Annotated in this window: 10 protein-coding genes and 1 pseudogene; 9 read left to right on the forward strand and 2 right to left on the reverse strand. The window is 35.9% G+C overall.

The window, feature by feature from the left end:
- The first annotated feature begins 10 nt into the window (after positions 1-10).
- From L3V42_RS13135 to L3V42_RS13165, 7 genes are all read left to right on the forward strand, one after another.
- On the forward strand, positions 11-1,399 hold the full coding sequence (locus L3V42_RS13135; RefSeq protein ID WP_235761417.1) for a sensor histidine kinase: 1,389 nt from the start codon (positions 11-13) through the stop codon (positions 1,397-1,399).
- Positions 1,392-2,063, forward strand: coding sequence for a response regulator transcription factor (locus L3V42_RS13140; RefSeq protein WP_235761418.1), 672 nt, complete (start codon positions 1,392-1,394; stop codon positions 2,061-2,063). The genes L3V42_RS13135 and L3V42_RS13140 overlap by 8 nt, the downstream gene beginning before the upstream one ends.
- 179 nt (positions 2,064-2,242) lie before the next feature.
- Positions 2,243-4,324: a copper-translocating P-type ATPase gene (locus tag L3V42_RS13145; protein WP_235761419.1), complete on the forward strand. Its 2,082-nt coding sequence runs from the start codon at positions 2,243-2,245 to the stop codon at positions 4,322-4,324.
- A gap of 113 nt (positions 4,325-4,437) precedes the next feature.
- Positions 4,438-4,740: a metal-sensing transcriptional repressor gene (locus L3V42_RS13150; RefSeq protein WP_235761420.1), complete on the forward strand. Its 303-nt coding sequence runs from the start codon at positions 4,438-4,440 to the stop codon at positions 4,738-4,740.
- Positions 4,741-4,753: 13 nt separating this feature from the next.
- Complete coding sequence (locus L3V42_RS13155) at positions 4,754-7,138, forward strand: heavy metal translocating P-type ATPase (RefSeq protein WP_235761421.1); 2,385 nt, start codon at positions 4,754-4,756, stop codon at positions 7,136-7,138.
- Between the two features lie 33 nt (positions 7,139-7,171).
- Positions 7,172-7,378 (forward strand): copper chaperone CopZ, encoded by a 207-nt coding sequence (gene copZ / locus L3V42_RS13160; protein WP_235761422.1) that lies wholly within the window; start codon positions 7,172-7,174, stop codon positions 7,376-7,378.
- 103 nt (positions 7,379-7,481) lie between these two features.
- Entirely contained in the window at positions 7,482-8,180 is a 699-nt protein-coding gene (locus tag L3V42_RS13165; protein WP_235761423.1) for a DJ-1/PfpI family protein, read from the forward strand.
- Positions 8,181-8,316: 136 nt separating this feature from the next.
- Here L3V42_RS13165 and L3V42_RS13170 read toward each other — a convergent pair.
- Both L3V42_RS13170 and L3V42_RS13175 read right to left on the reverse strand, forming a co-directional pair.
- Positions 8,317-8,877 (reverse strand): annotated as a pseudogene (locus tag L3V42_RS13170) (CueP family metal-binding protein).
- A gap of 65 nt (positions 8,878-8,942) precedes the next feature.
- Positions 8,943-9,410: an HAD domain-containing protein gene (locus L3V42_RS13175; protein ID WP_235761425.1), complete on the reverse strand. Its 468-nt coding sequence runs from the start codon at positions 9,408-9,410 to the stop codon at positions 8,943-8,945.
- Between the two features lie 419 nt (positions 9,411-9,829).
- On the opposite strand from L3V42_RS13175, the gene L3V42_RS13180 reads away from it, so the two are divergent.
- The gene (locus tag L3V42_RS13180) at positions 9,830-11,173 is read left to right on the forward strand and encodes a helix-turn-helix domain-containing protein (protein WP_238472181.1); all 1,344 of its coding nucleotides are present in this window, start codon (positions 9,830-9,832) and stop codon (positions 11,171-11,173) included.
- Positions 11,163-12,657, forward strand: a 1,495-nt coding sequence (locus L3V42_RS13185) for a PDDEXK family nuclease (protein ID WP_238472182.1), incomplete at its 3' end; no start/stop codon positions are given. The genes L3V42_RS13180 and L3V42_RS13185, both read left to right, overlap by 11 nt.

Genomic DNA, 12,657 nt, shown 5'->3' on the forward strand with positions numbered 1-12,657 from the left:
GGAGACGATCATGTTTAATAAACTGTCCTTAAAAATTGGAATGTTGTTTTTTGTTTTTATTTTGATCATTGAAACTTTCCTTTATTCCATTCTGTATACTAATCTGGCAAATGAACGGATTGAAGAAGTGATGGATAACCTATTGGCTCGCGGAAACACACATAGCGATGTGTTAGAGGAACATTTTAATCAAACTACATTAGAACACGTTGCTATCATGGAGTCTGAATCAGATTTTGCTGTAGTAATTACAGATGCATCAGGATTTGTAATTGTTCATTCAGATCCAATTGATGAAGAGATGCTAGAAGTTATTAAACATACGGATACCCACCAAATACCAACAGATGGAAAAGTGATAGAAGAACGCTGGATGGAGAAAGATTATATTGCAACCGACAGTCCGATTACAATAAATGAAGAACATCAGGGACATGTATTTATGTTCGCTGATACGGATAATATCAAACGAATTGTGGATCATTTAAGCGATCAATTTTTAATCATTGGATTTATAACTATCATACTGACAATTATTACAGTTTTTATCCTTTCTAGATTAATTACAAAACCTTTAATTGAAATAACGAAAGCAACAGAACAGTTAAGCAAAGGCAGGAATAGGGTAGAACTACAAACGGATCGAAGTGATGAACTCGGTGAATTGGCGAATTCAATTACAACATTATCGAATGATTTAGAACACATGAAAAAGGAAAGAAATGAATTTTTAGCTAGTATCTCTCATGAACTGCGAACACCTTTAACCTATATAAAAGGATATGCAGATATAATTAGCCGAGATGACATTACGGATGATGAGAAAAGTGAATACCTCGAAATCATTCGGGAAGAAACGGAACAATTGACAGTATTAGTGAGAAATCTATTTAATCTGGCAAAAATGGATCAGAATACATTCGGTATAAATAGACAGAATATAGAATTTGGGAAATTAATTTATACGATTACGGAGCGTATTCGACCTGCTCTGGAAGAAAAAAATATTATATTTTTAGTCTCTTGTCCAAGTAATATTATCGCAAATATTGATCCGGATAGAATGCAGCAAGTGCTATTGAATATATTGGACAATGCAAAAAAACATACTTCTGAAGGGAAACGTATCTCAGTAGAAGTCTATCAAAATAAACATAACATTAAAACGATAATCTCAGACGAAGGTGAAGGTATTCCAGAAGAAGATCTGCCTTATATATTTGAACGTTTGTACCGCGTGGAAAAGTCTAGATCTAGACTAAGTGGCGGAACGGGATTAGGGTTGGCCATCGCGAAAGAAATTGTGGAGTCTCATGGTGGCAGCATTGAGGTTAATAGTAAGATAGGAGAAGGGACTAGCTTTGAAATAATACTGCAGAGAGGTGAACATATTGAATAAAGTCTTATTAGTTGATGATGAAAAAAGGATGTTAGACTTATTAGCATTGTACTTGAAGCCGCATAATTATTTACCTACTAAGGCGTTGGGGGCTAAAGAAGCCTTATCGTATATAAAAGAAGAAACTTTTGACATTATTCTGCTTGATATCATGATGCCAGAAATGAATGGATGGGAGCTTTGTAAGGAAATAAGACGTTTCTCTGAGGTGCCAATTATAATGGTTACTGCACGTGAACAGAAGGAAGATATCGTGAAGGGGCTGAAACTCGGTGCAGATGATTATATTACAAAACCTATTAATGAAGAGGAATTATTAGCAAGAATGGATGCGCTCCTACGTAGAATAAAACCATCTAGCCAAATTTACGTTCACGGTCTCTTATGGAATGAAGAACGGTTTGAACTGTCTTATCATAACAATCCTATAAAATTAACGCCGAAGGAATTTTTGATGATTGGACACTTAATGAAAAATCCGAATCGTGTTTTTGCTAGGGACCAATTAATAGACTTAATTTGGGGCTATGAGTCTGAAACAGAAGGAAGGACGATTGATTCGCATGTAAGGAATGTAAGGGAAAAAATCCGCCGGGCAGGTTTTCCAATCGATGACTATTTTATAACTGTTTGGGGCATTGGTTATAAGTGGGTTCATAACTAATTTTCATAAGCGGTATTTTTTCTACAAAACAAAAATGCACACATTCTGCACAGTTTTGTAATATTTATTTTAGTTTACTATATACCAAAGGGGGGTATCGTATGTTATGATTGAGATAAAGGAGATGGAATAAGTTGCATAAAGTCTCCAAATACTACGATACATAAGGAGTGAAAACAATGGAAAAGCAAGGTAATGGAATAAACAAACACCATCATGAACATCGTTCGCATGAAGAACATGAGAACCACGGCCACACTGCACACAATGATCACGGACACCATGGCCACGGTCACGGCGGACATGGTGGTCATGCGGATCACCATGAACACATGATTGAGGATTTTAAGAAAAGATTCTGGGTATCCTTAGTTTTAGCAATACCGATAACCTATCTATCACCGATGATTCAAATGCTACTCAACTACGAAGTAACCTTTACTGGGAACATGGTATTATTATTCCTCCTTTCAACGATCGTCTTCTTCTATGGAGGTAAACCGTTTTTAGTTGGAGCCTGGGATGAAATAAAAGCAAAAACACCTGGAATGATGCTGTTAATCTCCCTAGCGATTGTAACTGCCTACGTTTATAGTACGTTAACAGCATTCTTTATTGCAGGAAGCGACTTTTACTTTGAGGTCGCTACGCTAATCGTTATTATGCTGTTAGGTCACTGGGTAGAAATGAGATCAGTTATGGGTGCTTCCAAGGCACTGGAGGAATTGATTAAACTGATGCCAAAAGAAGCACATAAGATTGATGAGTCCGGAAACATTGTCGAGGTATCTGTTGAGGAGTTACACCCTGGAGATGAGATTCTTGTGAAATCTGGCGAAAAAATCCCGCTTGATGGAGAAATCTTTGAAGGAGAATCAACTGTCGACGAGTCCATGTTAACAGGTGAGTCTGTTCCAGTTGAAAAAGGACCTGGAATGGAGGCAATCGGTGGAGCCGTTAATGGTTCAGGTGTATTAAAAATTAAAGTAAATAAAACGGGCAACGATACGTATTTAGCTCAAGTCATCCAATTAGTAAGTGATGCAGAAAGTACGAAGTCAAGAGCACAAGGATTTGCAGATACTGCGGCAAAATGGTTGTTCTATGTAGCTGTAGTGTCGGGAATTATTACGCTTGCATATTGGGCCACAACAGGTGATTTTGAATTTGCATTAGAACGAATGGTTACCGTTCTGATCATTGCTTGTCCACACGCACTTGGTCTGGCAATGCCACTAGTTACTTCACGCTCAACATCGATTGCTGCTCAGAAAGGTTTGTTAATTCGTAACCGTATTCCATTTGAGAGTGCTTGGAAATTGGATCGTGTTGTTTTTGACAAGACAGGTACACTTACAGAAGGAAACTTCGGTGTTACGGATATTCACCCAAGCAATAATGTAAGTGAAGAGGAATTATTGAAATTGGCCTATTCGGTTGAGACGCAGTCCGACCATCCAATTGCCAAAGGGATTGTAAAGGAAGGGAAAGAGCGCAATTTAGAGTTATACGACGTTACAAATTATAAAAACTTAACTGGTAAAGGATTGACTGCTGACGTGAATGGTTCGGAAATTGCAGCGATCAGCCCAGGAGCAATGCGGGAGAATCAAATTGACTTTGATGAAGAAATATATGATAAGTTAGCACAACAAGGCAAAACAGTAATTTTTATATTAAAAGATAATGAATTACAAGGCATGATTGCATTAGCAGATATTATTCGAGAATCCTCTTATGACGTCATCAAAGAACTGAATAACCGTGGCATTGAAACGGTTATGATGACTGGAGATAACAGCCGTGTCGCAAACTATGTCGGTAAACAACTCGGCATGTCAACGATTATTGCAGAAGTACTCCCACATGAGAAGGCCAGTAATGTGAAACAATTAAAAGAAGATAATAATAAAGTTGCGATGATTGGTGATGGAATAAACGATGCACCCGCTTTGGCCGAAGCAGATTTGGGCATTGCAATAGGAGCGGGTACAGACGTTGCCATCGAAACGGCAGATGTTGTTTTAGTAAACAGTAACCCGGTTGATATCCTGAATATTGTAAAGCTCTCCAAAGCAAGCTACAGAAAAATGATCCAGAATCTAGGATGGGCATCGGGATATAACATACTAGCAATTCCATTAGCAGCGGGTGTATTAATCAATTTTGGTATCCTTGTGACACCAGCAATTGGAGCTGCTGTCATGTCATTAAGTACGATAATTGTTGCAATTAATGCTCAATTATTGAAGATTGATTAACTAAATAGGGGAAAGGGCAAGGCTATAAATGTTTTGCCCCATTTTCCTCTTGACAAAAATACATTAGGGGGGTATAGTATATATAGAGAGAACAAGAAAGGAAAGTGATTGTCTTGGAAAAATTCTTACGTGATCAACCAGTAACTCCAAGAACGGATACAGAGAAAACCGCAATAACGAATAGATTAAAGCGAATTGAAGGACAGGTTCGCGGCATTCAAAAAATGGTGGAAGAAGACCGCTATTGTGTAGATATATTGGTACAAATTAGTGCAATAAATGCTGCGCTGAAGAAAGTCGGTCATGAGGTCACCGAGAGACATATCAAACACTGTGTAAGTGATGCAGTGAAGTCTGGTGAAGGCGAACCGGTAATTGATGAATTGATGGATGTTTTAAAGCAAATTTCTAAATAAGGAGGAACCTGTCATGAGCGAAACAAATCATGCAACGTTAGGTATTACTGGAATGACTTGTGCTTCATGCTCCAGTCGTGTGGAGAAAACGTTAAATAAGATGGACGGCGTAAAAGCACAAGTCAATCTGACAACGGAAAAAGCAACGATTGATTATGATTCGGAAGTCGTTTCCCTAGATGATATTACGGAAAAAATTGAACATGTCGGGTATGGTGTGGTTACAGAGCAAGCCAATCTGGATGTTTTCGGCATGACCTGTTCTGCATGTTCAACTCGGATTGAAAAGATACTGAATAAGCAGGATGGAGTTACATTAGCAACCGTTAACCTTGCAACTGAAAGTGCATCCGTTGAATACAATCCTGGATTAATCGATATCGATGCCATGATAGACAAAATTCAAAACATGGGTTACGATGCCAAATCAAAAGCAGAAAATGGAGAAAAGCAAACTCATAAAGAAAAAGAATTAAAAAGTATGAAGACGAAAATTCTTATTTCAGCTATATTAACTGCTCCATTGTTAGTAACCATGCTTGTTCATTTATTTAATATGACCATCCCGGCTATTTTCATGAATCCATGGTTCCAGTTTGCTCTAGCAACACCAGTACAATTTATTATCGGCTGGCAATTCTATACCGGTGCCTATAAGAGTCTTCGGAATGGCGGGGCGAACATGGACGTCCTTGTCGCCTTAGGTACGAGTGCTGCGTATTTCTACAGTTTATATGAAGCATTTATGACGATTGGAAATCCTGCATACGAACCGCACTTATATTTTGAAACAAGTGCCGTAATCATTACATTAATTCTAGTTGGTAAGTATTTAGAAGTAAGAGCGAAAAGTCAGACGTCAAGTGCGCTATCTTCTTTACTTAATTTACAAGCGAAAGAAGCACGGGTAATCAGAAACGGCGAAGAAACGATGATTCCAGTCGAAGAAGTAGCCGTTGGAGACATTTTAGTTGTGAAACCAGGAGAGAAAATCCCTGTAGACGGTATTGTCGTGAAAGGACGCACCTCTGTCGATGAATCCATGCTTACGGGTGAGTCGATACCGATTGAAAAAGACATCGATGCAACCGTCATCGGTTCGACGATTAATAAAAATGGTGTTATTGAAATGGAAGCGACCAAGGTTGGTAAAGATACTGCCCTTGCATCCATTGTCAAAGTTGTGGAGGAAGCTCAAGGATCGAAGGCACCGATTCAACGATTAGCTGACGTGATTTCCAGCTATTTCGTACCGATTGTTGTAGGGATTGCGATCCTGACATTTATTGTGTGGATTGCCTTTGTGCAGCCAGGGCAAATGGAAAATGCCATGCTTGCATCTGTTGCCGTACTTGTTATTGCTTGTCCGTGTGCATTGGGACTTGCGACACCAACCTCGATTATGGTTGGTACAGGAAAAGCTGCCGAAACTGGCATTCTTTTCAAAGGTGGCGAACATCTTGAGCGTACCCATGAGCTAAACACGATTATCCTTGATAAGACAGGTACGATTACAAAGGGTAAACCAGAAGTGACCGATTTTACTGGTGACGCGGAAACATTAAAGCTACTCGCAAGTGCTGAAAAAGGATCCGAGCATCCACTTGCAGAAGCGATTGTCGCTTATGCAACAGAGCTGGATATGAACTTGGTAGAAGTTGATGATTTCAGTGCTATACCCGGACATGGTATTGAAGCTACCATTTCTGAAAAAAATATTCTCGTCGGTAATCGAAAACTCATGCAGGATCACCAAATTGAAGTTGGCAATGCAGAGCAAGCATTAGTTGATTATGAATTAGACGGGAAAACGGCGATGCTAATCGCTGTCGACGGAGAATATAAAGGAATTGTTGCGGTCGCAGATACAATCAAAGATACAGCTCCACAAGCAATCCAAGAGTTAAAAGATCAAGGATTAGATGTGATTATGCTAACAGGAGATAACGAACGAACCGCACAGGCCATTGCGAAACAAGTAGGAATTACGGAAGTGATTGCTGAAGTTTTACCTGAAGAAAAAGCGGACAAAGTAAAAGAAATTCAGTTAAAAGGTCAAAAGGTCGGTATGGTTGGAGATGGAGTGAATGATGCTCCTGCCTTAGCTATCGCTGATATTGGAATTGCGATTGGTACAGGGACAGAAGTAGCAATCGAAGCAGCTGACGTCACGATTCTTGGAGGAGAGTTATTACTCATTCCGAAAGCAATCAAAATCAGCCGTGCAACGATTAAAAATATCAGGCAAAACCTCTTCTGGGCATTTGGCTATAATACGGCAGGAATTCCAATTGCGGCAATCGGACTCCTTGCACCATGGGTTGCAGGTGCTGCTATGGCGCTCAGTTCTGTGAGTGTTGTTTCGAACTCCCTTCGTTTAAAGAGAGTTAAGATATAATTTATATTTTTCCTTTAAAGGAGGTGAGAAACGATGCAAACGAAAACGCTAAATGTTAAAGGAATGACTTGCGGCCACTGCAAAATGTCGGTAGAAGGCGCACTTGAAAAATTAGATGGCGTATCTACTGTAGAGGTAGATCTAAACACTGGAAAAGTAGAAGTTTCCTACGACGAATCTAAAGTATCCTTGGACAACATGAAAGAAGCAGTTGAAGATCAAGGCTATGACGTAGCATAAAAATACATGACAGAAGCTGGTTTCCTGGTGGAGACCAGCTTTTTTAGGATTAACTCATATTTTAATAACCTTTCCAAGGGTCTCTACAATGAAGGAGAGAGAAATGAAAATAATAATTTACTTGTATAATGGAATAACGATGCTTGATGCTGTCGGTCCTTATGAGGTTTTAAGAAATATGTCCGGAGCAGAACTGTATTTTGTTGCTGAAAAGAAGGGGAAAATAACAACGGATTCCGGTTTAATCGATATTGATGTGAAATATAGTATTAATGAAATAAAAGATGCAGACATATTACTAATACCAGGTTCAACGATAGCCTTTTTGAAAGAAATGGAGAAGGAAAATGTGTTGGAGTGGATTAGGGGAGTTGATGAAACGACAAAGTGGACGACCTCGGTTTGCACAGGATCCATTTTACTAGCTTCAGCCGGCTTACTTGAAGGATTAAAAGCAACATCCCATTGGAAGGCAATAACTTTGTTACGTAAGTATGGAATTATTCCAACTCGTGAAAGAATCGTTGAACAAGGGAAGTATATTACAGCTGCCGGGGTATCTGCGGGTATTGATATGTCTTTATACTTAGCAAACAAACTTGTGGGCGAAGATGAAACGAAAGCGATTCAACTCACAATTGAATATGATCCCCAACCCTTATATGACTCAGGGGATTACTCTAAGACCAGTGAAAAAATCATAAAAATTTCGGAGAAGAAGTTAACAAAAGATGCTGTAAAAGGACTTGGTTTACTTGGGGTAGTGAAGAGAACTAAAAATATTATTAGAATGATGAAATAGCTAGAGTTTATAAAAATGCTCTCCAATAAATTAGATCTGTTTAAATATCATCAGCATAGTTTTTAATACAAATAGAGCATCCAATAATAACCTTGGATGCCCTATTTTGGAGTATACTATCACATTCTATAATAAATTAAGCTTCATTATTATCCATCAGTTGCATGGTTGTAATGCAAGTTTTATCCTTTTTGAAGGTGGAGAACTCTGATTCTGCTATTTTACCGTCTTGACTAATAGTTACTTGATAAGTTTCCTCGCGAGGAACCCACAAGTCAATAAATCCATTTCCGTATGTAGACATTGTTTGATCAATGATTACGTTACCCTTCGAGTCTTCTATATAGACATCAAATTCTTCATTCACCATCTCACCTTGACAGCCAGTTAAGCTATGAATATCACAAGAGTGTGTTTGATTGATGAATGGAGCGATGGAAACAAAGAATTCATCTTCAGGTAATTCATAGGTTAACTTATTCTCTTCACTGTCGGTAACAATGAGCTCATGGGATGTTAATCGAAGCTGTTTCATTTTCTATATTACGTAAACTGTAATCTTGAACTAATTCCTTTATATCTTGATTCTCGTTTACTTGGGGAGTACCACCATCCCATCATCATTTCCCAAGAATGAAAGTACTATTACTCCTATGATGATAATTCCAACTATCGCATAGATTGTTTTTTTGTTCATAAATTAATTCTCCTCGATTATGGCATTACATTGAAAAATGTGTTTCATAATTCCAAGCAAATTGACTAATAGTCTATTATCTCCAGAGCATATGCTTTAATGTCCTCGAATGCTCGTATTCCATCTTCCGATCTAGTTCTTATCAAGTGCCTGCGTAAGATTTCGTCCCTATAGTTCATATCATCTAAAATAAAAAACGCTTCTACTTCCGTATTCATAGCAAGATGTTCTTTTATTTCTTCCTCCCGATTTCCTTTTTTATCAGCGAATTCAATTTCACTAAAATAAGGCTCTAATCCATACACTTTACATAATAATTGTACCAACTGATCTTCAGATAAATCATAACGCCAATTACTTATAATAACGATGATAATTTTATCATATTTGTCCTTTAATTCTTTTAATAATTTCTTTAAATTTTCAATACAAACCGGATCAAATTCTAATCCTAAATGAAATTTAGATGGATTTGAAAATTTAGTTGTTAACACGCCATCAAAATCGAGATAAATTAATACTTTGTTTATCATACCCACTATCCTTTCTGTGCTGTATCAATAATAATTTCATCTAATTGTCATTCTCAAAATCGAAAATTGTAAAATTACTTAATTCTACTAACCCCTAATAATTTTTAATGCTTCGTCTTTTATATCTATAGTATCTATCATTATGTACACAAGATACATCAGTTGTAAATTAGAGATAAGCTGATTAAACATTTGTTGCTGATTTTAAATTAATTATAAGAGTCATAATTAGTTTATTCATTCCATTCCAGGATATCAATATTTGATTACTTATTCTTTGAATTTTAACTTTAAATTGTACAAAGCAGTTCTTTTTAACTAGTTCATATTACTCGTTTTTAATAATAAATAAAAAAGAGGCATAAAAAGTTAAAAAATGCGGATAATAACAATAAGTCATTTATAAGGGGTTATAGAGATTGATAAACAAGGTTAAGAGAAGCGTCTTATACAACATAGAACCTGTAGGCATTGGAACAAAAAATGTAGAAAGTCTAACAAGCTATCTAATGAGAGTGTCATATGAGCATAATTTGAATGTTGGAGATTTGATAAGTAAATTGGTAGTCCCTTCAATAGGGATAAAATATTTAATACGGAGCAGTAAGTTCGGGGGTAATCGTTTTTATGAAGGAGCAAAAACAATAAATGGCTACATGGATAATTCTATTAATCTGGTGAATGTGATGGAAGAACTAACCACTAGGAATGACTTATCAAGTATTACTTTATTAAAATGGAAAGACTATATTCCCTTACGAAAGTTATTTAAAGAATCCCTTTCTTGGTGTCCAGAATGTTTGAGGTATATGAATAATAATGAACAAAGAGTATACTTTCCTCTTTTGTGGTATTTAAAAGTAGTAACAGTTTGTATTGAGCACAAGTATTTTTTAACTGATAAATGTCATACTTGTGGATCAAAGATAGATATACTAAGGAGAAAAATGATAGTGGGGTACTGTCCATATTGCTTAAATTCATTAGAAGTAGATTTTAATAGGAAGACACCAAATGCTCAAGAATTAAAATGGCAAACATATGTCACAAAGAATCTAGAGGATTTATTAATAAATAAATTACCAATAGATTTTAGAAAACGTATAAGAGGTCAATTAAATTTAAGTAAGGAAGAATTATTTGAGGGAAGTATTTCTAAATTCTCTAATTATCTAGGATTCAGCAAAAGCACAGTACATTCCTGGATAAATGGGGATAATTTTCCTTCATTAGTTAATTTATTAATAATTTGCTTTAAATTAAACAAAAATATTTCTGATTTGCAATTAAGTTGTTTTAGTACCGATACTAATATATTTAAAGTCGATCACCATATTGAAAGGAGCTATAAGAAAACAATTCGCAATCCGTTAAATAATGAAGTAATAGTGGGAAAGTTAGAAGAACTTTTGAACAGGCAACCTCCAACATCAATGTATCAAGTTGCAAGAGAAATTGGACATGACAGACGAGTTTTGTATAAAAAATATCCTCAGCAGTGCAAAAATATTTCTCGAAATTATAGCGATTATTTAAAAACTAAATCTCAACAAAGAATTAAATCATTAAAAGTAGAAATTGACTATGCATTTAACTCTTTAAAAAAAGAAAACATATATCCGAGTCGTAGGAAAATTGAAACATTTGTAAATAAAAACGGATTATTAAGAGAGAGGGCACTACAAGATTATTGGAAAATGCTATTGATTAAAAATGGATTTGGGGATAATTCAGTAAGGGGGAGTTTATTTCATGATGAGTGAAAAAGAATTTGAACAATGGGCAAGGAAATTAAATCTGACAGATGAGGCAAAAAATGAGATACAACGAGTAAGAAAGTCTCCGCCTGCAAGAAGGCTTGGAGGTGGTAGACATAACGTAAGCGGGAGATATAGCAGTAAAAAGATGGGGGTTACTATTCAATTCGAAAGTCATAAAGTAGAATTACCTGCCATTTACATGATGGAATTTAATGATAATGTTTTGGAATATTATGATCAACCACCACGAATAAAGATTTATTACTATCATAGTAAAATGAACAATAAGAAAATGGCTTATTTGAAAACAGCAGATTATTTTGTAATAGAGAAAGATAGAGCATATTGGGTTGAGTGGAAAACAGAAGAAGAACTTATTAGAAAGTCACAAGAAAATCCAGAGAGATTTTTTAAGGAAAATAGTCAGTGGGTGTTTTCGCCCGGAAAGAATTATGCGAAAGAATTTAATTTAGATTTTCTTTTACGCTCATCTGCGGAAATTAATTGGAAACTTCAGCGTAATCTTGAGTTTCTAGAAGATTATATTATAAAAGAGTATATACCATCGAGGCCTAGAATTTTAAGAATAGAAGAATTAATCTTAGCAAATCCCGGCTTAACATTACTAGAATTAATTCAACAAGCAGATACGCATTTTTCCGCGGATAATGTATATGCTCTTATTGCCCAAAACAGAATTTATATTGATTTATACAATGACGTAATCACAGAACCTGAAAATGTAAAACTTTATTTAAATAAAGAACAGTGTCAAGGATTTTCAATCATAGAGAAATCAATTAGAAAAAGAACAAAAACAAATAAAATTGAACTAAAAAGTGGGAATAGAATTCTATGGGGAGATACTTCTTGGATAATATTAAATTATGATCAGAGTAATAAAAAAGTTTTTTTACTGTCTATTAATGATAATAAGACGGTAGAACTACCTATTGAAATATTTGAATCGTATATCTCCGAAGGGTATATACATGGCATTGATAACGAGAAAATAGATAAAAATAACAAATTAAAAAAGATGATTTCAGAGGCTTCAGAAAAGGATTTGAAAGTTGCAAACCAAAAATATGAAATTGTCCTTAAGTATTTAAATGGGCTAGAACCTGAATTGAATGTAACAGAGAGAACGCTACGTAATTGGATTAAAAAGTATAAAGATGCAGAGAAAATTTATGGAAGCGGATATTTAGGGTTACTCCCGAAAACAAAACAAAGAGGGAATAGAGGGTCAAGGTTGTCTAATGAAACAAAAAACTTAATGGATAGTATGATATCTGAAAGTTACGAAACTATTAAATTGAAAACTGCAAAAGCTGTTTATCGTGAATTCCTTGTAAAGTGTTGTAACCGTCAAGTAGAATTAAGCAGTTTTTCACAATTAACACTCAACAGGTTTCCCCAATTAAGATTCAACACCTGTTTCTTGAAACAAAGCACGTCTGTACTTCATTCTGATGCTGTCTTGG

The sequence above is a fragment of the Oceanobacillus alkalisoli genome (assembly GCF_022213125.1).
GTDB classification, from domain to species: domain Bacteria; phylum Bacillota; class Bacilli; order Bacillales; family Amphibacillaceae; genus Oceanobacillus; species Oceanobacillus alkalisoli.